This window comes from Sphingomonas lycopersici (assembly GCF_026130605.1).
In the GTDB taxonomy this organism is placed as follows: Bacteria; Pseudomonadota; Alphaproteobacteria; order Sphingomonadales; family Sphingomonadaceae; genus Sphingomonas; species Sphingomonas lycopersici.
Map to the genome: position 1 here is coordinate 107916 of NZ_JANFAU010000002.1, position 23611 is coordinate 131526.

Below are 23611 nucleotides of genomic sequence, written 5' to 3' on the forward strand. Positions count from 1 at the left end.
CATCACTTCCCCTTGTCGCCGCTTATCGCCGCCACCGCGTCGGCGACGCTGTAGCTGCTGCGCGCGGCGAGATCGTCGCGGCCCGCGCGGTGGAACAGGTCGCGGATATGATCATGGACCCGCGCGAGCCGCAAGCTGGTGCCGGCGCGCGATATTTTGTCGTCGAACTCGATCAGGCAGTCGAGCGCCGTACTGTCCAGATCGAAGCTTTCCTCGATGCTCAGCACCAGCGCATGCCCGCCGCCGAGCCGGCGCTCGACATCGCGCAGCACGCGTTCGGCATTGCCGAAGAACAGCGGTTCGGACGGGCGGAGCACCAGTATCCCGGCCACCGGCTTGGCATCGGGATGCCGCGCGAGATCAACGAAATCATGTCCGCCGCCAAGCTGCCCCAGTTCGAGCACGTTCGAGGTCGACATCCGCTGGATCAGCGCGGCGAGCGACAGCGCGATCGCGATCAGCATCCCGTCGAGCACGCCGAACGCCAGCACCGCTGCTGCCGCCGCGAATGCTACCACTTCGTCGCGTCTGATCCGCCAGAGGTGGAGGAAAGGTGCGGGGGACAAAGCGTGGGTCAACGCGGCAATCACCACCGCCGCCAACACCGCATCGGGCAGATGCGCGATCGCCGGCCGGCCGAACCAGGCGAGCAGCCCGAGCGTGACCGCCGCGAACACCGGGGTCCAGCGCGACGCTGCGCCTGCCGCCTCGCTCGCCGAGCCGGCGGAAAACCCCGCGCCGACCGGCATCCCCTGGACGACCGCCGCCGCCAGATTGGCGCCGCCGATCGCGGCCAGCTCGCGATCGGGATCGATCGAATCGCCGTGGCGCAACGCCAGCGCGCGCATCGTTCCCCAGCTTTCGGCGAATAGGATCAGCGCCAGCGGCACCACCAGTTGCGCCAGTCGTGACACCGCGCCGAAGCCGATATCGGGCAGTTCGGGAAGGTGCAGCGCGATCGCGATGTCGCCCACCGTCCGGACGCCGTGTGCCGTCAGATCGAGCAGGCGCGAGGCGGCGATCCCCAGCACGAGCACGACAAAGGCGGCGGGAATGCCGGGCAGGCGTCGCAACCCGAGCAGCAACGCCAGCGCGACCAATCCGGTCGCGACCGAGGCGAGATGCCAGTCCGGCATCGTCTCGGCGAGCCGCGCGACCAGTGTCAGCAGATTGCCGCCGGCGATATCGACCCCGACGATCGCCGGGAGCTGGCGGAGGATGATCGTGATCGCGAGCCCGAGCGCGAAGCCGCGCAGCACCGGGCGGGCGATGAAGCTGGTCAGCGCCCCCAGTCGCAGCGCTGCGGCGATCAGGAACAGCAGCCCCGCCAGCGCAACTGCCAGCGTCGCCAATATCTCGCGCGGCACCGCCTCATGCGCCATTGCCGCAAGCGCCGCCGCGAGGATCGCGGCGGAGGAGGAGGTGGGGGAAACGATCGCGAACCGGCTGCGCCCGATCGCGGCATAAGCGAGGCATCCGGCGATTGCCGCGACGATCGCGCGCGCCGGTTCGAGCCCCGCGATGCTGGCATAGGCCACCGCCTCCGGCAGCAATAGCCCCGCGACCGAAACGCCAGCGATCACATCGGCCCGCGCCATGCCGGCACGCTACGCACTTTCAATGCGTTGGCAAGCTGCAGAACGCGGACGAACGCCGGCGGCGGCGGTTGGGGAAATCGCGCCGTGGTGATATGATCGCACCGGCGCTGCGGACCCGATCCGGCCGATGGCCGCCCCGCGCGCCGATCGATGCCGACACCGGCTCGGCGAGTGGCGAAGCGCGTCTCCACAGGGAATGGAGCACGCACGTCGCCGGCGCCTGCATCGCGATCTGTTCCGGCCTGTTTTTCCGCGCCTTTGCGGATGCCGGATCGCGAGGAGACGAACAATGAAATCGACACCTTTGCTGATGGCGCTCGGCGCCGTCGCGCTCGCCGGTCCCGGGACGGTGACGGCCCAGCGCGGCGGTCATCCCGCCGCAATGCCGATGATCCATACCCCGACTACCTTGGCCCCGACGACGGCCCCCGCCACGCATATGTCGCAGGGGGCGACCCAGGGGACGGGCTGGAATCATATGAACGGCCCGACCCATGCCACCGGTCAGCCCAATGCGTCATGCGGCAGCGCCAGCGCGCCGACCACGCCGGGCAATGCCGGGAGCGCGCCGGGATCGGCATTCAATCCGACGGGACAAGCGGGCTCGGTCTATGCCGGCCAGCAGCCGCAGAACTCGCGCAACACCGCTTCGGTGTCGCAATATGATTCTGCCTGCCTGCATCACAATTAGGCAATATTGAACCACGGGTGACGCGCGCGGCCGTCCACCGGTCGCGCGCGTGCTCGCGTCCGCTCCAAAAAATCCAGATTTTTCAGAAAGGTGGAGGCCCGACCGGGAATCGAACCCGGGTGCAAGGATTTGCAGTCCTCTGCGTCACCACTCCGCCATCGGGCCTCGATGTGCGTGGAGCGCGGGCTGATGCGTCGGCGCTCGCTCGCTGTCAAGCGCGCGGCGACAGTTGGCGGCGCAGCGGTGACGCGATACAAGCCGCGCGAATGCTTTAGTGTATTGCATCAATAAAACAGCTGTGCGACAGGGTATGATCATGACCGCGACCATTTCTCCCGCGAACGATTTCGAGGCGATGCGCACCGCAATGGTGGTGAGCCAGCTGCGTCCCAATGCGGTGAACGATCCGCGCGTCGTGGCGGCGATGGCCGCCGTCGCGCGCGAGACATTCGTGCCGTCCGAGGCCGCGCCGCTCGCGTATCGCGATACCGCGGTGCCGCTCGGTAACGGGCGTGCGGCGAACCTGCCGATCGCGACCGGCCGGCTGCTGACCGAGGCGCGGCTGCAGCCGGGCGACCGGGTGCTGCTGATCGGTGCTGCGACCGGCTATACCGCGGCGGTTCTCGCCGGCCTCGTCGGCCATGTCGTCGCGGTCGAGAGCGACGCCGATCTCGCTGCCCGCGCGCGCGCCGCGCTGGCCGGAGTCACGGGGGTCGAACTGGTCGAGGGGCCGCTCGAACACGGCCATGCCGCCGGCGCACCCTATGACGTGATCGTGGTCGACGGCGCGGTCGAGGAACTCCCTGAGGCGCTGGTCGATCAGGTGCGCGAAGGCGGCCGGATCGTTGCCGGGCTGGTCGATCGCGGAGTCACCCGGCTTGCCGCCGGGCGCCGCACCGGGGGCGGCTTCGGCCTCGTCGGTTTCGCGGATATCGAATCGGTGGTGCTGCCGGGCTTCGCGCGCCGGCGCGGATTCAGCTTCTGAGGTATTCTTTGGGCCGCCATCTTTCTTCGATCGCGCCGGTCGCGATCCTTGCCGCGACGCTCGCTGTGCCTGCCTCCGCGGAGACGCTGCGTGATGCGTTGGCCAAAGCCTATCACGATAATCCGACAATCACCGGCGCGCGTGCACAGCAGCGCGCCAATGACGAGAATGTGCCGATCGCCAAGGCCGCGGGGCGCCCCGGCGTTTCCGCCACCGGGTCGTTGAACGACAATCTGGTGCGCACCGGCAATTCCTTCACCACGCCGGCGCGGATCGCGCAGCTCGGGGTGACGCTCAACGTGCCGGTCTATTCGGGCGGCGCGGTGCGCAATTCGATTCGCGCGGCCGAAACCCGGGTGGAAGCCGGGCAGGCCAGCCTCCGCGGGACCGAGGCGACGACCTTCACCAATGTGGTCGCCGCCTACAACAATGTGCTGCGCGACGAAGCGATCGTCGGGCTCAACGCGCAGAATGTGAAGGTGCTGGAAACCAACCTCACCGCGGCGCGCGATCGTTTCCAGGTCGGCGATCTGACGCGGACCGACGTCGCGCAGTCCGAGGCGCGGCTGAGCCTGGCGCGCGCGCAATTGCAGACCGCGCAGGCCAATCTGATTTCGAGCCGCGAGAATTATGTCGCGCTGGTCGGCACGGCGCCGGGCACGCTCGAGCCGCCGCCGCCGCTGCCGCATTTGCCCGATTCACCCGATTCGGCGGTCGAGGTCGCGCTGAGCCAGAACCCGACCTTGCTCGCCGCGCAGCGCCAGCGCGATGCCACGCGCTATGACGTCAAAGTGGCGCAGGCCAGCCGGTTGCCGACCGTCGGGATCGGGGTGGGGGAGAATGCCACTTCCTATCTCGGCTCGCTCGGCGCGGGCACGGGGCTCGGCGTCGGGCAGAACGGGTCGTCGACCTCGATCGGCGTCAACCTCCGGGTGCCGATCTTCCAGGGCGGGCTTCCCGCCGCGCAGATCCGGCAGGCGCAGGCGAATCGCTCGCAGGCGATCGAGAATGCCACCGCGGCGGAGCGGCAGGTGATCGCCGATACGCGCTCGTCCTTTGCGATCTGGCGGTCGGCGCTGGAGGTGATCCAGTCGTCGGAGGCGGCGGTCAATGCGAATCGGCTCTCGCTGGAGGGCGTGCGGGCCGAGAACAGCGTCGGCAACCGGACGATCCTCGATATCCTCAACGCGGAGCAGGAATTGCTCAACAGCCAGGTGACGCTCGTCACCGCGCGTCGCGACGCTTATGTCGCGGGCTTCGCGCTGCTCGCGGCGATGGGGCGGGCGGAGGCACGCGATCTCGGGCTCGACGGCGGGCCGCTCTACAATCCGGCGGACAATTATAATGCGGTGAAAGGCCGGTTCCTCGATTACGGCACCGGCGCCGCGCCCGTGCCGATCGCCCCGACCACCGCGAAAGTGGCGCCGCAAAACGCCACGGTGACGCGTCCGCTCGGCCCGGAATTCGATACGCCTGTTGACAGGAACGCCCCCTTAACCACAGGTGAGCACGCACCAAACCGCTGATTGGAACGTCGCTTATGGGGGACACTAGCGCCGAGCCGTCGATGGAGGACATCCTGTCTTCGATCAAACGGATCATCGCCGAGGAGGGAGAGGGGACAACGCGCATGCGCCGTCCCTCGATTCGTCCTGTGCCGTCAGTTGTCCCGCCGCCGCCGAGCGAGGAGGCGGACGAGGTGCTGGAGCTGCGTCACGCTATGGCCACCGAACCCACCACGAGCGACACGTCCGCACCTCAGTCTCGGCCCGAACCGGTGCCCGAGGCGATCGTCTCGCAGGAAACCGCGCAAGCGACTCGCGGCGCGCTCGACGCGCTCTCGCGATTGCTGGTGAAGCCCGAGCCCAATACCGACGGCACGCTGGAAGGGCTGGTGCGCGAAATGCTCCGCCCGATGCTGCGCGAATGGCTCGACGCCAACCTGCCCGCGATCGTCGAATCGGTCGTCGCGCGCGAGGTCGCCAAGATCACCAGCTCGGGGCGCTGACCCGCGCCTGCCGGAGATTGTAGCAGCGGTTACGATCTGCTCTATCTGCCGGCATGAAAGCACTTCTTGCCGCGAGCCTGCTCGCCTCCGCCGCTATCGTCGCCGCGCCCGCCGTGGCGCGCCCGTTGACCATCGACGATGTCACCATGTTGTCGCGCGTCGGCGCACCGACCGTGTCGAAGGACGGCCGCTGGCTGGTTTGGGCGCAGCGCGAAACCGATCTCGCCGCCAACAAGGGGCGTTTTGCGCTGTGGAGGCTCGATCTCTCGCGGCGCGGCGCGCAGCCGGCGAAGCTGTCGGCGGATTCGTCCGCCAACGAGAACGACCCGCAGATCGTCGGCGATACGGTGTATTTCTCGTCCGACAAGGGCGGCGAGGATGCGATCTGGGCGATGCCCGTCGCGGGCGGCACGCCGCGCCGAATCACCGATTTCAAGGGCGGCTTCAACGGCTTCAAGGTCGCCCCCAGCGGCGACCGACTCGTCGTGTGGGCGGATCGCAAGCCCGGCGCACCGTCGCTTGAGCCGGCGAGCGAGAAGAAGGATCCGAATGCCGGCGAGGGGCGGGTCTATGATCGATTGTTCGTCCGGCATTGGGATACATGGGCGGACGGCACGCGCTCGCAATTGTTCGTCCTGCCGCTGTCCGCCAGCGGCGCGCCCGGCAATGGTACCGCGATCGTCGGCGCGCTGGTCGGCGATACCCCGTCCAAGCCGATGGGCGGCGGCGAGGAAATCGCCTGGGCGCCCGACGGTCGCACCGTCTATTTCGCGATGCGCGAGGCGGGGCGGATCGAGCCCTTGTCGACCAACCTCGATATCTTCGCCGTCCCGGCCGACGGCAGCAGCGCGCCGGTCAATCTGACCGCAGACAACAAGGCGACCGACAACCAGCCGACCGTCTCGCCCGACGGCCGCACGCTGGCGTGGTTCGCGATGCGTCGTCCCGGCTATGAGGCCGATCGTCAGGTGCTGATGGTCCGCGATCTTGCCAGCGGCAAGGTCAGCGCGCTGACCGATAAATGGGATCGCTCGATCGGGTCGATCGCTTGGGCGCCCGATTCGAAATCGCTTTACGTCACCGCCGAGGATACGCAGGAAAATCCGCTGTGGCGGGTCGATGCACATAGCGGACAAGTCACGCGGCTGACGCAGCAGGGCAATGTCTCGTCGGTCACGGTGAGCGCCGGCGGCGGGGTGATCGTCGCGATCAACAGCCTCACTGCGCCCGATGATTTCTACCGCGTGACGGGCAAGGGGGCGCCCGAGCGGCTGACCTCGGTCAATGCGGCGAAGCTCGCCGGCGTCGATATGCCCGAGGTGTCGCGCTTCAATTTCAAGGGCGCGAACGGCGATACGGTATGGGGTTATGCGGTGAAGCCCTATGGCAGCACCGGCAAGGTGCCGATCGCCTATATGGTCCACGGCGGACCGCAGGGATCATCGAACAACAGCTGGTCGTACCGCTGGAACCCGGCGGTGTTCGCCGGTGCCGGCTATGGGCTGGTCGCGGTCGATTTCCACGGGTCGACGGGCTACGGCCAAGCCTTCACCGATGCGATCCGCAACAATTGGGGCGGCTGGCCGCTCGAGGATCTGCAAAAGGGTCTCGCCGCCGCGACCGCCAAATATGGCTGGCTCGACGCCGATAACGCCTGTGCGCTCGGCGCCTCCTACGGCGGCTATATGATGAACTGGTTCGCCGGCCAGTGGCCCGATCGCTTCAAGTGCATCGTCCAGCACGACGGCGTCTTCGATGCGCGGGCGATGGCCTATGAGACCGAGGAATTGTGGTTCGACGAATGGGAACACGGCGGCAAGGCCTATTATGAAGACCCGGCCGCGTTCGAAAAGTGGAACCCGGTCAATTATGTCGACAAGTGGAAGACCCCGATGCTGGTCATCACCGGCGAGAAGGACTTCCGCATTCCCTATACCCAGGGGCTGGCCGCCTTCACCGCGCTCCAGCGGCGCGACATCCCCTCGCGGCTGCTCGTCAATCCGAACGAGAATCACTGGGTGCTGAAACCGCGCAACTCGCGGCAATGGTATCGCGAGGTGCTCGGCTGGATGGATAAGTGGACCGGGAAGGCGCGGTAACGCTAACCGTCGTCATGCCGGGTCAAGCCCGCATGACGCGAGGGACGGGCGCACCTTTCATCCGCGGTTCATCCCGCGTCGGGTAAGTGGATCGTGCATAGTCGGTTTCCGATCCGCGCACGATCCAAGCTCCCTTCGTTGCGCGCTTTCGGGGCGGTCCTCCTGTTCGGGGCCGCCCTGTTTGCTTTTAGACCGTAAGCGCGGCTTTTCTTTTGCCGCTCCCCCGGTAAAGCCACCGGGATGACCGAATTGCCCAAGACCTTCGACCCTGCCGCCATCGAATCGCGCTGGTATGCGCATTGGGAGGATAACGGCCTGTTCCGCCCCGACCGCCCGGGCGCGGAGCCGTGGACGATCGTCAACCCGCCGCCAAACGTCACCGGATCGCTGCATATCGGGCATGCGCTCGACAATACGCTGCAGGACATCCTCGTCCGCCACGCACGGCTGAAGGGCAAGGATGCGTTGTGGGTGGTCGGCACCGATCACGCCGGGATCGCGACGCAGATGGTGGTCGAGCGCCAGATGGCGTTGCGCCAGCAGAAGCGCACCGATTTCACCCGCGAGGAATTCGTCGCCAAGGTGTGGGAATGGAAGGCGGAAAGCGGCGGGGCAATCACCCGCCAGCTCCGCCGGCTCGGCTGCTCGATGGATTGGGCCAACGAGCGCTTCACGATGGACGAAGGCTTCAGCAAGGCGGTGCTGAAGGTGTTCGTCGATCTGCACCGTCAGGGGCTGATCTATCGCGACAAGCGCCTCGTGAACTGGGACCCGGGCCTCGGCACCGCGATCAGCGATCTCGAGGTCGAGACCCGCGAGGTGCAGGGCAAATTCTGGCATCTGCGCTATCCGCTGGAGGACGGCAGCGGCTTCATCTCGGTCGCGACGACGCGCCCCGAAACGATGCTCGCCGATATGGCTGTCGCGGTGAACCCCGAGGATGCGCGCTACAAGGCGCTGATCGGCAAGAAGGTGCGGCTGCCGATCACCGGCCGCCTGATCCCGATCATCGCCGATGAACATGCCGATCCCGAACTCGGCTCGGGTGCGGTGAAGATCACCCCAGGGCATGATTTCAACGACTTCGAGGTCGGCAAGCGCGCCGGGATCGAGGCGCGCGACATGCTCAACATGCTCGATGCCAAGGCGCAGGTGACGCAGGTCGCCGACGGGCTGATCCCGGCCGAATTCCTCGGCGAGGATCGTTTCACCGCGCGCAAATTGGTCGTCGAGCGGCTGGAGGCGGAAGGCTTCCTCGAACGCGTCGAGGATCGCGTGATCCAGACGCCGTACGGCGATCGCTCGGGCGACGTGATCGAGCCGTGGCTGACCGACCAATGGTATGTCGACGCCGCGACATTGGCGAAGCCCGCGGTCGAGGCGGTGACCTCGGGCAAGACCCGCGTCGTCCCCAAGACGTGGGAAAAGACCTATTTCAACTGGATGGAGAACATCCAGCCGTGGTGCGTCTCGCGCCAATTGTGGTGGGGGCACCGCATCCCGGCGTGGTTCGCCGACGATGGCCGCATCTTCGTCGCCGAAAGCGCCGAGGAGGCGCAGGCGCAGGCGGGCGCGGGCGTCACGCTCAGCCAGGACCCCGACGTACTCGATACATGGTTCTCGTCGGCCTTGTGGCCGTTCGCGACGATGGGCTGGCCGGAGAACACCGATCCGACACTCGGCGGACGCTATCCCAATGACGTGCTGATTTCGGGCTTCGACATCCTGTTCTTCTGGGATGCCCGGATGATGATGCAGGGCCTGCAGTTCATGAAGGACGTGCCGTTCCGCACGCTCTATCTGCACGGCCTCGTCCGCGCCGCCGACGGCGCCAAGATGTCCAAGTCGAAGGGCAATACGGTCGATCCGCTCGGGCTGATCGACAAATACGGTGCCGATGCGCTGCGCTTCTTCATGGCGGCGATGGAAAGCCAGGGCCGCGACATCAAGATGGATGAGCGCCGCGTCGAGGGCTATCGCAACTTCGCGACCAAGCTGTGGAACGCCAGCCGCTTCTGCCAGACCAATAGCATCGGCGGATCGGCGACGCTGGAGCCGCCTGCGGCAAGCTCGGCGGTCAACAAATGGATCGTCGGCGAATGCGTCAAGGCGATCCAGTCGGTCGATCTTGCGCTCGCCGAGCTGCGGTTCGACGCAGCGGCCAATGCGATCTACCATTTCGTGTGGAGCCAGTTCTGCGACTGGTATCTCGAATTGATCAAGAGCCAGATCGACGACGAGACGCGTGCGGTGGCGGGCTGGGTGCTCGATCAGGTGCTGGTGGTGCTCCACCCGTTCATGCCCTTCATCACCGAGGAATTGTGGCACGCGCTGGCGCCGCGCGAGCATGAATTGATCGTCGCGAAATGGCCGATGGCCGATGCGCGGGCGATCGATCCCGCGGCGGCGAACGAGGTCGATTGGCTGATCCGGCTGGTCAGCGAGGTGCGGTCGAGCCGCACCGAGCTCAACGTGCCCCCCGGTGCGCGTCTGCCTTATGCGGTGGCCGACGCCGGTGCCGAGACCGCCGCGCGGCTCGCGCGCAATGCGGCGACGATCGCGCGGCTCGCGCGGATCGAGCCGGGCGAGGTGACCGGGGGCAGCGCGCAAGTGGTGGTCGACGAGGCGACCTATCGCCTCGGGCTGGGCGATGTGATCGATCTCGACGCCGAACGCGCGCGGCTCGCCAAGGCGATCGCCGGGGCGGAGAAGGAACGCGATTCGCTCGCCGCGCGGCTGGGCAATGCGAGCTTCGTCGAACGCGCCAAACCCGAAGCGGTCGAAAAAGCGCGCGCCGACCACGCCGACAAGGCGGCGGAGGCTGAACGGCTGTCGGCCGCGCTGGCGCGGCTGGGATGATTCTTCGTCATCCCCGCGCAGGCGGGGATCCATTAACGCAGGTCCGGCGATAGAGTCGCGAGCTCGGCGTGAATGGATCCCCGCCTGCGCGGGGATGACGGATTAGAAGGACGAGGATTTTGTCAGACGAAGCGCCACTACCGCCTGCCGCTCAGCACGGTCATGCGCACAATCTGACGACCGGGCCGATCGGATCGGCGCTGCTGATGTTCGCGCTGCCGACGCTCGCCTCGAATATCCTGCAGACGCTCAACGGCTCGATCAACGCGGTGTGGGTCGGGCGGTTTCTGGGCGAGGGGGCGCTCGCCGCGACCTCCAACGCCAATATCATCATGTTCCTCACCTTCGGCGCGGTGTTCGGCTTCGGCATGGCGGCGACGATCATGGTCGGGCAGAGCTGGGGCCGGCGCGACGTCGATGCGGCGCGGCGCGCGTTCGGCTCGGCGATCGGGCTTGTGCTCGGCACCTCGCTGGTCGTCGCGGCGCTCGGCTGGATCTTCGCGCCACAGATTCTGCATGTCCTTGCCACCCCGCCCGGGGCATTCCAGCCGGCGCTCGATTATCTCCGCGTGATCTTCATCGGGCTGCCCGCGTCGATGCTGCTGGTGCTGATGTTCATGGGGCTGCGCGGCACCGGCGATTCGGTGACGCCCTTGTGGTTCATGGGATTGTGCGTGGTGCTCGATGCGGGGCTCAACCCGGTGCTGATCCTCGGGCTCGGGCCGTTCCCGCGGCTGGGGATTGCCGGGTCGGCGACCGCGACGCTGATCGCCAATGTCGTCGCGCTCGGGGCATTGGTGTTCCACATGCAGCGCAACGATCTGCCCCTCCGGCTCAAGGGCGCGGAACTGCGTTATATGGTTCCTGCGCCGGCGCTGGTTCGGGTGATCGTCGGCAAGGGGCTGCCGATCGGGGCGCAGATGCTGGTGATGTCCACTTCGGCGCTGGTGATGATCGGGCTGGTCAACCGCCACGGCATCGACACGATCGCGGCCTATGGCATCACCCAGCAATTGTGGAATTACGTCCAGATGCCGGCGATGGCGATCGGCGCGGCGGTATCGGCGATGGCGGCGCAGAATATCGGCGCCGGGCGGTGGGATCGCGTGGCGCGTATCACCCGCGCGGGGCTCGGCTATAATATCGCGATGACCGGGACGATGGTGGCGCTGGTGGTGCTGTTCGATCGCCCGCTGCTCGCGCTGTTCATCGGCGGCGGCAGCCCGGTGATCCCGGTGGCGCAACACATCAACCTCATCGTCACCTGGGGCCTGATCCTGTTCGGCGCGACGATGGTGCTGTTCGGCACGGTGCGCGCGAACGGCGCGGTGTGGGGGCCGCTGATCATCCTGGCGGTCTCGATGTTCCCGGTGCGGCTGGGGCTGGCGCTGGGGCTCGATCCGGTGTGGGGCGCGGACGCCTTGTGGTGGAGCTTCCCGCTCGGCTCGATCGTCAATATCGTGCTGGCGGTGCTCTATTACCTCTACGGCCCGTGGCGGCGCGGCCGGCTGCTGGTGCCCGAGGAGCATGTCGAGGAACGCAGCCACGCCGATATCGAGCCGGGCAACAATCTCAAACCGGCGAGTTAGCCCCGAGCATACCAAACAATCCGTTCGCCCTGAGCCTGTCGAAGGGCTGGCCTTCTTCCGCGGAAGAAAAGGGCAGGGCTTCGACAGGCTCAGCCGGAACGGGGATGGGTAATGGCGGTAAAACGCATCGAGCCGGTGCTTGCCGAGCGCCGCGCGAAAGCGCATGTCCCCGCGCATCATGCACGCATCATTCCCCGCGCTCCGCCTTCGCCGTACCCGCGTCGCCGAGTGGAGCCGCCGGCTCCACCGCGAGACGGTGTTGACCCCGGCCAATCTGATCTGGCCATTGTTCATCGCCGAAGGCGAGGGGGTGGAGGAGCCGATCGCCAGCCTGCCCGGCGTGTCGCGCTGGTCGGTCGACGGGATCGTCGCGCGCGCGAAGGAAGCGCGCGATCTGGGCATTCCCTGCGTTGCGCTGTTCCCGAATACCCCGTCTGCGCTGCGCACCGCGGACGGGCGCGAGGCGCTCAACCCGGACAATCTGATGTGCCGCGCGATCCGTGCGATCAAACAGGCGGTGCCCGAGGTCGGCATCCTCACCGATGTCGCGCTCGATCCCTATACCGCGCACGGGCATGACGGGCTGGTCGACGATGCCGGCTATGTCCTCAACGACGCGACGGTCGAGGTGCTGGTCGGTCAGTCGCTCAACCAGGCGGCGGCGGGGGCGGACATCATCGCGCCCTCGGACATGATGGACGGCCGCATCGGCACGATCCGCGACGCGCTCGAAGCCGCGGGGCATATCAACGTCCAGATCATGGCCTATGCCGCCAAATATGCCAGCGCCTTCTACGGCCCGTTCCGCGATGCGGTCGGCAGCCGCGGGCTGCTCAAGGGTGACAAGAAGACCTATCAGATGGATCACGCCAATGCCGATGAGGCGCTGCGCGAGGTGGCGATGGACCTCGCCGAGGGCGCGGACAGCGTGATGGTCAAGCCGGGCCTGCCCTATCTCGATATCATCCGGCAGGTGAAGGATGCATTCGGCGTTCCGGTGTTCGCCTATCAGGTGTCGGGCGAATATGCGATGATCGAGGCGGCGGCCGCCGCCGGCGCGGGCGATCGCGACGCGTTGGTGCTCGAAACGCTCACGGCCTTCCGCCGCGCAGGCTGCTCCGGCGTGCTGACCTATCATGCGGCGCATGCCGCGCGGCTGCTCGGCGCATGATCGAGACCGAACGCCTGATCCTGCGCGCGCCCGAGCCGCGTGACCGCGCGCCGCTCCACGCGATGTGGGCCGATCCGCGCGTGATGGCCGATCTCGGCCCGGTCAAGACCGCTGCCGACAGCGACGCCGCGCTCGCGCGCCACGCCTCCTACGCTCCGCTCGGCTTCTTCGCGGTCGAGCGGCGCGAAGACGGCGCGACGATCGGCTTCTGCGGGCTCAAGCCCGGCGCGCCCAACACCCCGATCGAGAATATGCTCGAGGTCGGCTGGATGCTCGGGGTGCCCTATTGGGGCGCCGGCTATGCCCGCGAAGCGGCGGCGGCGAGCATCGCCTGGGGCTGGGCGACGCGCGATGATTCGGCGATCGTCGCGATCACCGCGCGGCGCAACGCCAAGAGCCGCGGGCTGATGGAACGGCTCGGGATGCATTATGTCCCGGCGCTCGATTTCCTCCACCCGCTGTATGCGGTGGAGAATCCGCTGTCCGACACCGTGACCTACCGGATCGACCGCCCGTGATCGAAACCCCGCGCCTGATCCTGCGCCGCTGGCGCGAGGCCGATGCCGAGCCCTTTTTCGCGATGGGGCAGGATGCCGAGGTGATGCGCTATCTCGGCCCGCCGATGTCGCGCGCGGATTGCGCGGCGACGGTCGTGCGGCAGAATGCGCTGGCCGACAGCTACGGCTCGTGCTTCTGGGCGATCGAGCGGCGCGCCGACGGCGCCTTCATCGGCTTCTGCGGGATCAAGCAGGGGCCGGAGGGCACGCCGATCGCGGGGCAGCCCGAGATCGGCTGGCGCCTCGCGCGCGAAGCGTGGGGGCAGGGCTATGCGCGCGAGGCGGCGCAGGCATCGCTCGATCACGGCTGGTCGACGCAGGACTGGCCCGAGGTGGCCGCGATCACCGTCCCCGCTAATACGCAGAGCTGGGGGCTGATGATTCGCCTCGGCATGACGCGCGACCCCGACAGAGATTTCGATCACCCCGTACTGGCGCCGGGCGATCCGCTGCGTCGACATTTGACCTACCGAATCGCGCGATAACGCAAATCGTCTTGTGCTCCCGCGAAGGCGGGAGCCCAGTCTGGGTCCGCGCCTTGGGTTTCCATCAAAGTAATATTTTGATGGGGGCCCTTCGCGGCGACACAAGCAGGCTAACCTAATCCGCCGGCGCAAGGCGTCGTTGGATTGCAGCGATTCGCGCGGTGGAGGTGTCGACCGCCTGTTGCGCCGCCTGAACCGCCTCGTCGAGCGCGGGATAGGGCGCGACGAGCGCCTGTGCGCGATCGGACGCGAGTTGCTCCAGTTCGGCCAAAACGTCGGTCTGCCGCGCGCGGGCCGCGTCGAGATCGGCAAGCGCGGTCTGCGCGTCGAGCCATTTGTCGCTGCCCGCCGCGGCGCCGCTGGCGGCGGCCGCCAGCTGTTCGGCGCGGGTCGCGGCAGTGGCGAAGGTGGCTGCGGCCTCGCTCAGTCGCGTGCGCGCGGCGGCGATTCGCGAATCGAGTTCGGGATCGGCGGCGGCAACCGGCGGCGGCGGCGCGGGCGGCTCGCGGAAATCGAGCTGCTCGCCGGCACGCGGCAACAGCGACGGAAAGTCATGCTCAACACATCCGCACAGCGTCAGCGCCAGAACGAGCAGAGGGAAATGAGGCTTCATCGCCCCCGCGATGTACGAAGTGAGAAAAGTGCACGCAATGCTCTTGCGCAACCTGAAACCCCCTTCTATGAGGCCACCTCCCAGGCGCCCGTAGCTCAGCTGGATAGAGCATCAGACTACGAATCTGAGGGTCGGACGTTCGAATCGTTCCGGGCGCGCCACTTATTCCTGATTTGATATCAGAAGGTTGGGCGGGGTCGCGTAAGGCGGCCCCGCCCAATCTTGTTTTCGGCTGGTCGACCGTGCGGCATGCGCCGCTCGGTGATCAGTTGGGCAGCGTCTCGAGCTGCGCGGGCGCGGGATCGTAGCCGGCCGGCGTGGTGGCGGGGCGCAGCCAGCCGATCTCGTGGAGCAGGAACAGGACCAGCCCCACCGCCAGCGGAATCAGATAATAGACCACGCGATAGACCAGCAGCGCCGCGAACAATGTCGCGCGGTCGATTCGCGGTAACGCGACCAGCATCACCGTTTCGAACACCCCGACTCCGCCCGGCGCGTGCGCGAGCAGCCCCGAGACGAACGCCACGACATAGCCGAGCAGCAATTCGGGGAACGCCGAGAGCGACAGCCCCGGGACGAGCACGAACAAAGCCGCGGTCGCCAGCGCGATATCGAGCGCGGCAAGCGCGAACTGGAGGAGCGCCAGCCGCACCGTCGGCAGCACCAAGGTCCAGCCGAACAGCTTGAGCGACCGCCCCGCAGCGCGATGCAGGACGGCCAGCGTCACGGCGATGCCGCCGAGCACCAGCGCGCCGGTCATCACGCGCGCGGCGGGGCTGATCTCCAGCGCGCCGATTGTCAACGCGCCGGGCCGGAGGATCAGCCCGATGCCGAGCAGCAGGAAGACCCCGCACCAGAAGGTGACCCCGGCGATGATCATGATCTGCGCCACTTCGCCCAGCGTGAAGCCGGCGTGGCGATAGACGCGCCAGCGCGCGGTGCCCCCGGTCAGCACGGCAAAGCCGAAATTGTGGCTGAAGATATAGCTGGTGAAGGCGGCCAGCGCGGTGGTCGGATAGCGCGCGCGGCGCCCGATGATGCGCTGTGCGATCATGTCGTAGCCGGTAAGCACGAAATAGCTCAGCGCGGTGATCGCCAGCGACAGCAGCAACCGCCCCGATCCGATCCGGCGGATCGCGGCGTCGATTTCGTCACGGCTGGTATTGCTGAGGATATGGCGCAGCGCAGTCACTGCCACCGCGACGACGATCAGCATCAGCACCCCGACGATCCAGCGCCCCGCGCGACGCTTGGCGTCGTCGCTCATCAGGCGGGTGGCGAGGGGGGAAGACGGCCGATCCATACCTAATCACTTTCGCGAGGCCGCCCGGGTGGGGTACGAGTCGGCCCTACCTCCTTCGCCATCAAAACCGGGAGCGTAAATACCCAATGCGACCCCCGACGCGAACCGGCCGCTGTTCGTCGTCGCGCTGGCCCGGGTGATCAGGCGCGAACCCAAAAGCCTGATTTGCAACGGGACCTTTCTTAACAGCGGCTGCATGTTATGTTCAGCATAGGTCACAGGTCGGCCGATCATAATCCGGGCTCAGATTTCAAAGGAGGGTTTACGCCATGCGCAAGACTTTGATCATGTCGACGGTGATGGCTTCACTGATGGTTCCGGTTGCCACCATTCCGACGGAGGCTGGTGCGCAGACCTACAATCGCGGCCATCAGCGGCATCACCACTATCGCTGCAAGCGCAGCAGCGGCACCACCGGCCTGATCGCCGGCGGCGCGGGCGGTGCGCTGCTCGGTAATGCGCTTGGCGGCGGCACGCTCGGCACGGTTGCCGGCGGCGTCGGCGGTGCCTTGCTCGGTCGTCACCTCGACAAGAAGCATGACGCCGCGCAGAACCGTCGTAACGGCTGCTGATCCGACAGCGTCCTACGGGGCTTCGGGCCGGGCTGCGGAAATACCCGCGGCCCGGCCTTTGTCTTCTGCGCGATCGCAATAGCCCCTCGCGCCATTCGGCTCGTGACGAACTTAAAGCGCGATCCCGGCGCGCCCGGCAAGATCGGTGATATATTGCCAGGCGACCCGCCCCGAGCGGCTGCCGCGCCGCGTCGCCCATTGCACCGCCTCCGCGGCGTCGAACGGCAGGCCGTAGCGCTCGGTATAGCCGCGCACGATCGCCAGATAATGATCCTGATCGACAACGTGGAAGCCGAGGCTCAGCCCGAAGCGGTCGGCGAGCGCGAGCTGGTCGTCGACCGAATCGCGCGGGTTGATCGCATTTTCCTGCTCATGAATGTCGCGCGGAACGAGATGGCGGCGGTTCGACGTTACCACCAGCCGCGCATTGGCCGGCCGCGCCTCCGCGCCGCCTTCGAGCAGCGACCGTAGCGTCCGCGCATCGCGCACCGCATCGATCCCGAGATCGTCGAGGAACAGCACGAACGCGCGCGGCACATGCGCGATCGTCGCAAACAGCGCCGGCAGGGTATCGAGGCGGTCGGCCGCCACTTCGATCAACGCCAGCGCGCCGCCTTCGGCCTGGATCGCCGCGACGCTCGCCTTGACCAGCGCCGACTTGCCGGTGCCGCGCGCGCCCCATAGCAGCACGTCCTGCGCGGCATGCCCCGCGGCAAGGCGGGCGAGATTGTCGTGGAGCACTTCTTTCTGCGCATCGACCCCCTGCAACAGCGCGATCGGCACCGGCGCGAAGGCACGAGTCGGGAGCAGCACGCGATCGCGCCACACATAAGCCGGATGCGCCAGCGGATCGGCGGAAACCGGCGGTGGCGGAGCGAGGCGCTCCAGCGCGGCGGCGATGCGGGCGAGGGTTGCTTCCATGCCCCGCCGGCTACCGCAGCGCAGCGCGAAGGGTCAATGCGTGCTTCTCGTCGCCCCGGTTAAGGATGGGGCGGCGTGGTCAATCGGCCAGATTGTAGCTCTTGAGCAGATCATAGAGCGTCGGCCGGCTGATCCCGAGCAGCCGCGCGGTATTGCTGATATTGCCGTCGGCGCGCGCCAGCGCGCGGCGGATCGCGGTGCGGTCGGCCGCCTCGCGCACCGCGCGCAGGTTGATCGGGGTATCGTCGGGCTCGGCGAGATCGAGATCGGCGGCGGTGACGAGCTTCCCGTCGGCCATGATCACCGCGCGCTTCACGCGATTTTCGAGTTCGCGCACATTGCCGGGCCACCCCCAGGCGTCGATCGCGGCGCGCGCGTCGGGCGCCAAGCCGGTCACCGCCGGGTTCATCGTCGCGGCGTAACGGGTGACGAAATGCCGCGCGAGCAGCGCCGCGTCGCCGGGCCGTTCGGCGAGCGACGGGATGCGGATGACGATCTCCGCCAGCCGATAATAAAGATCCTCGCGGAAGCTGCCCGCCGCGACCATCGCATCGATATCGCGATGCGTGGCGCAGACGATCCGCGTGTCGACCGCGATCGCGCGTCGCCCGCCGATCCGCTCGATCGTCCGTTCCTGCAGGAAGCGCAGCAGCTTGACCTGGAGCGGCAGCGGCACGTCGCCGATCTCGTCGAGGAACAGGGTGCCGCCGTGCGCCTGTTCGATCTTGCCCTCGGTCGTCTTCACCGCGCCGGTGAAGGCGCCTTTCTCGTGCCCGAACAGCTCGCTTTCGAGCAAAGTTTCGGGGATCGCCGCGCAATTGATCGCGACGAAGGCGCCGGTGCGGCGCGGCGAGGCGTCGTGCACGCCGCGCGCGAGCAATTCCTTGCCGGTGCCGCTCGCGCCGAGCAGCATCACCGAAACGTCGGCCGGGGCGACGCGTTCGATCGTCCGCGTCACCTTGAGCATTTCCGGCGCGGCGCTGATCAGCCCGGCCATTGCCCCCGCCGCGGTGCTCGTCGCGGCGAGCCGCCGGTTTTCGGCTTCGAGCGCGTGGACGTGGAAGGCGCGTGCGACGATCAGCCCGAGCGCGTCGATATCGATCGGCTTCTGGTAGAAATCCCACGCCCCGTCGGCGATCGCACGCAACGCGCTTTCGCGCGCGCCGTGGCCGGAGGCGACGATCACCTTGGTATCGGGCTTGAGCGCGAGGATCTCGGCCAGCGTCGCGAACCCTTCGGTCGTGCCGTCCGGATCGGGCGGGAGACCGAGATCGAGCGTCACGACGGCGGGCTCATGCTGCCGCAGCGCGTCGATCGCCCCGTCGCGATCGCTGGCGACGATCACCTCATAGCCGTCATAGGCCCAGCGCAACTGGCGCTGGAGCCCCAGATCGTCCTCGACGATCAGCAATTTGGGCAATGTCTTCGGGCGGTCGCTCACGCTGCCTGCTCCATTGCCGCGGCCGAGCGCAGCGTGACGCGGAACCGCGTGCCCTCGCGCTCGCGGCTTTCCACCGTCACGCTGCCCCCCATCGTCTCGGCAAGCTGCCGCGCCTCGAACGCGCCGAGCCCGAACCCGCCCGGCTTGCCCGAGACGAACGGCTTGAACAGCCGGTCGCGCATGAACGCCGGGGACATGCCGCGCCCGGTGTCGATCACCTCGACCGCCACCTGCTGCGTCGCGGCCAGATCGACGAGGTTGAGCGTCACCGGCGCATCCGCCGCGCTCGCCTCGATCGCATTCTGGACGAGGTGGCCGAGCAAGGTTTCCAGCGCGGTGGCGTCCGCCAGCGCATTTACCTCAGGCGCGCCGGTGACGAGGATGACGTGCTGCGCGCGCCGCGCGGCGGCGATCCGCTCGGCCAGCCGACGCAGCGACACCTCGCGCAGCGCCTCGCCGCGGCCGCCGTGGTGCTGGGAGAGGCGCGCGAGCAGATTGTTCATGCGCTGTGCCGAATCGCGCAACGTCTCGACCATGTCCGCACGGAAGGCGGGATTGTCGGCGTGGCGCTCGGCATTGCGTGCAAGCAGCGTCAATTGGCTCACCAGATTCTTGAGATCGTGCATGATAAAGGCGAAACGGCGGTTGAATTCGTCGAAGCGCCGCGCGTCGGCCAAGGCGTCATGCGCGCGTTCCTCGGCGAGATAGCTCGCCACCTGCCGCCCCGCGACGCCGAGCAGGTCGAAATCCTCCCAGTCGAGCGCGCGGTCGAGCGGGGGGCGGGCGAGGACGATCGCGCCGGTCAGCTGGTCGAAATGGCAGAGCGGAACGATCGCCCAGACGTGGTCGCGCTCGACGAGCCACGACGGGGCGGCGGCGCGCTCCTCGGCGGGGGCGGTGCCGTCGCGCACCGCGTCGAGCGCGACGATCCGCTGGGTCGCGGCGAGATGGCGATGAAGCGCCGCGTCGCCGCCAGCGGGGTCGGCGTCGTCCTCGGGCCAGTTCCAGCCCGCGCCGCGCTCCAGCCCGCCGTCGCGCGCGAGCAGCAGCAGCCCCGCGGGGGAATCGGTGACGTCCGCTACCGCCTTCACCACACGGATCCCCAACGGTGCAGCGCTGTCGCCCGGCGTGCCGAGCGTCTCGGTGAAGCGAAGCCATTCGGCGCGATAATCGTAGCGGTGGGTGAAAAGATGCTTGGCGACCAGGACCTTGGCCCAGGCGCGCAGCCACGGCGTCGATACGACCGTCAGCAGCGCCGCCGCGGTGCCGAAGACGAAGGCGGTCTGCGCCAGCCGGATATGGTTCCCGCCGAGCTGGCCGATCAGGCTGATCGCCAGCCCGATCACGACGACATAGACCCCCGCGACGAGCAACGAGATCGCCAGGAACGCGACGTTGCGCGACAATTGCAACGTCCATTCGCCGTTGCGCTGCACCGCCAGCCCGAACAGCGGGGCGAAGGCGATCAGCGCGAGGCCGCGCGCCGCGATCAACCCGTCGGAGATTCCGGTCGACGTCCACAGCGCGAGATTGATGACGGTATCGATGACGAACATCAGCGCCATCGCCAGCGCCGCGGCGCGAATCCCGCCGCGCCCGGCGGCGGACAGCCGCGCCTGCATACGATAGATCAGCAGCAGCGCTGTGACGCTTCCCAGCATGCGGAACGCGACCCGCGCATCGCCGATCGCCGCCTTGTCGCCCGGGGCAGCGGTGGCTTCGGCGATCGCCAGCCCCGTCGCGATCGCGAAGGTGAGCGCGCAGGCGATATAGACGGCGGTGAGCCAGCGGCCCCCCGCGTCGGCGGGTTCACGCCGCGCGAGGACGTAGATGAAGCCGAGCCAGGCGAGGTTGCGGGCGCCCTCCGCAAGCCGGGTGATCGGATCGCGCGCGTCGATCCCGGCGGCGGCCAGCGCCCATAAGGCGGTGGCGCCGAGCGCGACGATCAGCGTAATGCGGGGAAGCCCGCCGTCGCGCTGGCGGAGCTGCACCAGCGCCAGCACCCCGAACAGGAAGGCGGCGAGCGCGTGGCTCCACAGGGTCAGCGGCGGTTGCACCTCACCGCGCACCGGCGGGAAACAGCACCACCCGCAAGGTCTGGAGCAGGATCAGCAGATCGAGGAACGGCGAGTAGTTCTTCGCGTAATAGAGATCATATTCGAGCTTGTGGCGCGCATCGTCGATCGACGCGCCATAGGGATAGTTGATCTGCGCCCAGCCGGTGATGCCGGGCTTCACCATATGCCGCTCGGCGTAATAGGGCAGCTCGCGTTCGAGATCGGCGACGAATTGCGGGCGTTCGGGGCGCGGGCCGACGAAACTCATCTCGCCCTTCAGCACGCTCCAGCATTGCGGCAGCTCGTCGATCCGCACCTTGCGGATGAAGCGCCCGACGCGCGTGACGCGCGGATCCTGCTCCGCCGCCCACACCGCCTCGCCCGGAATTTCGGCATCCTGCCGCATCGAGCGCAGCTTGGGGATGTCGAACGGCTCGTTGTACAGCCCGACGCGGCGCTGGCGGTAGAAGGCGGGGCCCTTGCTCTCCAGCTTGATCGCGATCGCGGTCACCACGATCAGCGGCAGCGCGACGAGCAGCATCAATGCGCTGACGATCACGTCGAACCCGCGCTTGACCATCGCGGTCAGCATCTGCCCGGAGGAAAAACCGTCGGAAAAGATCAACGCGGAGGGATTGACCGTCTGCAGGTCGATGCGCCCCGTCTCGCGTTCGAGAAAGGCGGAGAATTCGTTGACCTGCACCCCGGTGGTCTTGATCCGCAGCAGATCCTTGAGCGGCAGCGCGTTGCGCCGCTCCTCGATCGCCAGCACCACTTCCGATGCGTTGAGCCGCACGACATGGTCGGCGAGGTTGTAGATCGCGTCGCGCGGGATCGCCTGCGGCACCACGATCTCCGGCTCGGCCATCGCGACATAGCCGACCACCACGAAGCTCGATCCGGGCACCTGTTCCAGCGTCGCCAGCCGGGCGGCGCGCGTCCCGGCGCCGAGCACGACGACGCGGCGTTTGAACCGCTCGCCGCCGAGGAAGCGCCCGAACAGGATGCGGACCATCACCAGCCCGACGGCGGCGAGCAGCATCGCGTAGAACAGGTTCGACCGCCAGAAGGTGAAGCGCGGCATGACGAAGAACAGCACCGCGAGAAACAAGGCGCCGAGCGATATCGCGACCATCAGTCGCATCGCGGCCTGGCGGATCGAGACGAGGACGTCCGCCTGATAGGCGCCGACCGCGATCATCGCGATCATCAGCGGCGCGGCGAACGACAGGAGCTGGGGCAGGCGGGTCCAGATCGGTTCCACCAGCATGTCGATCTGCCACGCGCGGAAATCCCATCCGCCCTCTGCCGCGGCGATCAGCAGCATGAAATCCAGCACACCGAGCAGCAGCACCGCGTTCGGTACGTAGTGCTTGAAAACCCTGATCATTTTCCCGGCATCCGATCCCCGGTGTAAGCTTCTCCGACAGGTGATCGCAGCAAATGGCAAAAAAAGGCTGAAGAGCCGTGCCCATAAAGAGACGGATCGAATGGTTGCGAGCCGCATTATCCGATAGCAATAGTGACCGAACCAGGCGGAGAAATGCATGCCGATTTCCAGGACGATCGTTCCCGTAATCCTGTCAGGCGGAGCGGGGACGCGGCTGTGGCCGATGTCGCGCCCGGAAATGCCCAAACAGATGCTCGCGCTCACCGCGCCCGAGACGATGCTGCAGCTCACCGCGGCGCGGGCGCGCGGCGCGGGCTATGGCGCGCCGATCGTCGTCGCCAACGCGCGTCATGCCGATATGATCGAGGAACAGCTCGATGCGATCGACATGGCGCCCGCCGCGCTGATCCTCGAACCGGCCGGGCGCAACACCGCGCCGGCGATCGCGCTTGCCGCGCTGGCGGTGGAGGATCGCGCCGCGCCGCTGCTGGTGATGCCGTCCGATCATGTGATCGCCGATGTCGCCGCCTTCCACCGCGCGATCGCCGCCGCGCTGCCGCTCGTCGACGAGGGGTGGCTAGTGACCTTCGGCATCACCCCGGACGCGCCCGAGACGGGCTATGGCTATATCCGCGCCGGCGCCGAGATCGCCGAGGGGGTGCATCAGGTCGAGCGTTTCGTCGAGAAGCCCCCGCTCGACGCCGCCAAGGCGATGCTGGCGAGTGGCGATCATGTGTGGAACGGCGGAATCTTCCTGTTCCGCGCCGACGCCTATCTCGCGGCGTTGGGCGAGTTCGAGCCGGCGATGCTCGATGCGGTGACCCGCGCGATGGCGGGCGCGCAACGCGAAGGGTGTCGCCTGACCCCCGCCGCCGACGCTTTCGCGCAATCCCCCGATCGCTCGATCGATTATGCCGTGATGGAGCATGCCGCGCGTGTCGCGGTGGTGCCCGTCTCGATGGGGTGGAACGATGTCGGCAGCTGGGACGCGCTCCACGCGCTGTCCGATCGCGATCATGCCGGCAATGCGGTGCGCGGCGAGGTGATCGCGCTTGATTCGACCAATTGCCTGGTGCGCAGTGACGGCGCGCGCGTGGCGATGATCGGGGTCAGCGACCTGATCGTCGTCGCGAGCGGCGACGACATCCTGATCCTGCCGCGCGGGCGCAGTCAGGATGTCCGCCAGTTGCTGGAGGCAATGAAGAGCTAGCGGCAACGCTAGAAGAAAATATTCACAGGGTGTTCAATCCGCGATCGTTATGCCACGCGGTG

General features: G+C 67.6%; 19 protein-coding genes and 2 tRNA genes. 13 read left to right on the forward strand and 8 right to left on the reverse strand.

Features of this window, described 5'->3' with window-relative positions; all coding sequences use genetic code 11:
* Positions 1-2 precede the first annotated feature (2 nt).
* A complete protein-coding gene (locus tag NED98_RS03735; protein WP_265269212.1) occupies positions 3-1598 on the reverse strand; it encodes a SulP family inorganic anion transporter in 1596 nt (531 codons plus the stop codon).
* A gap of 289 nt (positions 1599-1887) precedes the next feature.
* Here NED98_RS03735 and NED98_RS03740 point away from each other — a divergent pair, with 289 nt between their 5' ends.
* Positions 1888-2289 carry a hypothetical protein gene (locus NED98_RS03740; protein WP_265269213.1) on the forward strand — a complete coding sequence of 134 codons (402 nt, stop codon included), beginning with the start codon at positions 1888-1890 and terminating at the stop codon, positions 2287-2289.
* Positions 2290-2380: 91 nt separating this feature from the next.
* Here NED98_RS03740 and NED98_RS03745 read toward each other — a convergent pair.
* A tRNA-Cys gene (locus NED98_RS03745) sits at positions 2381-2454 on the reverse strand.
* Between the two features lie 151 nt (positions 2455-2605).
* On the opposite strand from NED98_RS03745, the gene NED98_RS03750 reads away from it, so the two are divergent.
* The 9 genes from NED98_RS03750 (at position 2606) to NED98_RS03790 (ending at position 14042) form a co-directional block, all read left to right on the forward strand.
* On the forward strand, positions 2606-3274 hold the full coding sequence (locus tag NED98_RS03750) for a protein-L-isoaspartate O-methyltransferase family protein (protein WP_265269214.1): 669 nt from the start codon (positions 2606-2608) through the stop codon (positions 3272-3274).
* Positions 3275-3282: 8 nt separating this feature from the next.
* The gene (locus tag NED98_RS03755) at positions 3283-4800 is read left to right on the forward strand and encodes a TolC family outer membrane protein (RefSeq protein ID WP_265269215.1); all 1518 of its coding nucleotides are present in this window, start codon (positions 3283-3285) and stop codon (positions 4798-4800) included.
* A 41-nt stretch (positions 4801-4841) separates the two neighbouring features.
* Positions 4842-5282, forward strand: coding sequence for a DUF2497 domain-containing protein (locus NED98_RS03760; protein ID WP_432423287.1), 441 nt, complete (start codon positions 4842-4844; stop codon positions 5280-5282).
* A 53-nt stretch (positions 5283-5335) separates the two neighbouring features.
* A complete protein-coding gene (locus tag NED98_RS03765) occupies positions 5336-7381 on the forward strand; it encodes a S9 family peptidase (protein ID WP_265311993.1) in 2046 nt (681 codons plus the stop codon).
* 240 nt (positions 7382-7621) lie between these two features.
* A complete protein-coding gene (locus tag NED98_RS03770) occupies positions 7622-10240 on the forward strand; it encodes a valine--tRNA ligase (protein WP_265311994.1) in 2619 nt (872 codons plus the stop codon).
* Positions 10241-10359: 119 nt separating this feature from the next.
* The gene (locus NED98_RS03775; RefSeq protein WP_432423288.1) at positions 10360-11829 is read left to right on the forward strand and encodes an MATE family efflux transporter; all 1470 of its coding nucleotides are present in this window, start codon (positions 10360-10362) and stop codon (positions 11827-11829) included.
* Between the two features lie 178 nt (positions 11830-12007).
* Positions 12008-13000 carry a porphobilinogen synthase gene (hemB, locus tag NED98_RS03780; RefSeq protein WP_265269277.1) on the forward strand — a complete coding sequence of 331 codons (993 nt, stop codon included), beginning with the start codon at positions 12008-12010 and terminating at the stop codon, positions 12998-13000.
* Positions 12997-13518: a GNAT family N-acetyltransferase gene (locus NED98_RS03785; RefSeq protein ID WP_265269219.1), complete on the forward strand. Its 522-nt coding sequence runs from the start codon at positions 12997-12999 to the stop codon at positions 13516-13518. The genes hemB and NED98_RS03785 overlap by 4 nt, the downstream gene beginning before the upstream one ends.
* Positions 13515-14042, forward strand: a complete 528-nt coding sequence (locus tag NED98_RS03790; protein WP_265311995.1) for a GNAT family N-acetyltransferase — start codon at positions 13515-13517, stop codon at positions 14040-14042. Before NED98_RS03785 ends, NED98_RS03790 begins: the two co-directional genes overlap by 4 nt.
* A gap of 115 nt (positions 14043-14157) precedes the next feature.
* Here NED98_RS03790 and NED98_RS03795 read toward each other — a convergent pair whose 3' ends face one another.
* Positions 14158-14655, reverse strand: coding sequence for a hypothetical protein (locus NED98_RS03795; RefSeq protein WP_265311996.1), 498 nt, complete (start codon positions 14653-14655; stop codon positions 14158-14160).
* A gap of 84 nt (positions 14656-14739) precedes the next feature.
* Here NED98_RS03795 and NED98_RS03800 point away from each other — a divergent pair.
* Positions 14740-14816, forward strand: a tRNA-Arg gene (locus tag NED98_RS03800).
* Positions 14817-14920: 104 nt separating this feature from the next.
* On the opposite strand, the gene NED98_RS03805 is transcribed toward NED98_RS03800, so the two are convergent.
* Positions 14921-15958 (reverse strand): putative bifunctional lysylphosphatidylglycerol flippase/synthetase, encoded by a 1038-nt coding sequence (locus NED98_RS03805; RefSeq protein WP_265269222.1) that lies wholly within the window; start codon positions 15956-15958, stop codon positions 14921-14923.
* Between the two features lie 269 nt (positions 15959-16227).
* On the opposite strand from NED98_RS03805, the gene NED98_RS03810 reads away from it, so the two are divergent.
* Positions 16228-16530 (forward strand): hypothetical protein, encoded by a 303-nt coding sequence (locus NED98_RS03810; protein WP_179511517.1) that lies wholly within the window; start codon positions 16228-16230, stop codon positions 16528-16530.
* A 111-nt stretch (positions 16531-16641) separates the two neighbouring features.
* Here the strand turns inward: NED98_RS03810 and NED98_RS03815 are convergent, their stop codons facing one another.
* The 4 genes from NED98_RS03815 to NED98_RS03830 all read right to left on the reverse strand — a co-directional run bounded on the left by NED98_RS03815 (position 16642) and on the right by NED98_RS03830 (position 22339).
* Positions 16642-17451 carry an ATP-binding protein gene (locus NED98_RS03815; protein WP_265311997.1) on the reverse strand — a complete coding sequence of 270 codons (810 nt, stop codon included), beginning with the start codon at positions 17449-17451 and terminating at the stop codon, positions 16642-16644.
* A 79-nt stretch (positions 17452-17530) separates the two neighbouring features.
* Positions 17531-18892 carry a PEP-CTERM-box response regulator transcription factor gene (gene prsR, locus NED98_RS03820; RefSeq protein WP_265311998.1) on the reverse strand — a complete coding sequence of 454 codons (1362 nt, stop codon included), beginning with the start codon at positions 18890-18892 and terminating at the stop codon, positions 17531-17533.
* Positions 18889-20949, reverse strand: coding sequence for an XrtA/PEP-CTERM system histidine kinase PrsK (prsK, locus tag NED98_RS03825; protein WP_265311999.1), 2061 nt, complete (start codon positions 20947-20949; stop codon positions 18889-18891). Before prsK ends, prsR begins: the two co-directional genes overlap by 4 nt.
* A 1-nt stretch (position 20950) precedes the next feature.
* The gene (locus NED98_RS03830; RefSeq protein WP_265312000.1) at positions 20951-22339 is read right to left on the reverse strand and encodes a TIGR03013 family XrtA/PEP-CTERM system glycosyltransferase; all 1389 of its coding nucleotides are present in this window, start codon (positions 22337-22339) and stop codon (positions 20951-20953) included.
* Positions 22340-22496: 157 nt separating this feature from the next.
* Here NED98_RS03830 and NED98_RS03835 point away from each other — a divergent pair, with 157 nt between their 5' ends.
* The gene (locus NED98_RS03835; protein ID WP_265312001.1) at positions 22497-23549 is read left to right on the forward strand and encodes a mannose-1-phosphate guanylyltransferase/mannose-6-phosphate isomerase; all 1053 of its coding nucleotides are present in this window, start codon (positions 22497-22499) and stop codon (positions 23547-23549) included.
* Positions 23550-23611: the final 62 nt, after the last annotated feature.

Bases quoted from the DNA above. Each gene is read 5' to 3' on its own strand.
- NED98_RS03735 (WP_265269212.1), bottom strand. From the start codon at position 1,598: ATGGCGCGGGCCGATGTGATCGCTGGCGTTTCGGTCGCGGGGCTATTG.
- NED98_RS03740 (WP_265269213.1), top strand. From the start codon at position 1,888: ATGAAATCGACACCTTTGCTGATGGCGCTCGGCGCCGTCGCGCTCGCC.
- NED98_RS03750 (WP_265269214.1), top strand. From the start codon at position 2,606: ATGACCGCGACCATTTCTCCCGCGAACGATTTCGAGGCGATGCGCACC.
- NED98_RS03760 (WP_432423287.1), top strand. From the start codon at position 4,842: ATGGAGGACATCCTGTCTTCGATCAAACGGATCATCGCCGAGGAGGGA.
- NED98_RS03765 (WP_265311993.1), top strand. From the start codon at position 5,336: ATGAAAGCACTTCTTGCCGCGAGCCTGCTCGCCTCCGCCGCTATCGTC.
- NED98_RS03770 (WP_265311994.1), top strand. From the start codon at position 7,622: ATGACCGAATTGCCCAAGACCTTCGACCCTGCCGCCATCGAATCGCGC.
- hemB (WP_265269277.1), top strand. From the start codon at position 12,008: ATGCACGCATCATTCCCCGCGCTCCGCCTTCGCCGTACCCGCGTCGCC.
- NED98_RS03785 (WP_265269219.1), top strand. From the start codon at position 12,997: ATGATCGAGACCGAACGCCTGATCCTGCGCGCGCCCGAGCCGCGTGAC.
- NED98_RS03795 (WP_265311996.1), bottom strand. From the start codon at position 14,655: ATGAAGCCTCATTTCCCTCTGCTCGTTCTGGCGCTGACGCTGTGCGGA.
- NED98_RS03805 (WP_265269222.1), bottom strand. From the start codon at position 15,958: ATGGATCGGCCGTCTTCCCCCCTCGCCACCCGCCTGATGAGCGACGAC.
- NED98_RS03810 (WP_179511517.1), top strand. From the start codon at position 16,228: ATGCGCAAGACTTTGATCATGTCGACGGTGATGGCTTCACTGATGGTT.
- NED98_RS03815 (WP_265311997.1), bottom strand. From the start codon at position 17,451: ATGGAAGCAACCCTCGCCCGCATCGCCGCCGCGCTGGAGCGCCTCGCT.
- NED98_RS03830 (WP_265312000.1), bottom strand. From the start codon at position 22,339: ATGATCAGGGTTTTCAAGCACTACGTACCGAACGCGGTGCTGCTGCTC.
- NED98_RS03835 (WP_265312001.1), top strand. From the start codon at position 22,497: ATGCCGATTTCCAGGACGATCGTTCCCGTAATCCTGTCAGGCGGAGCG.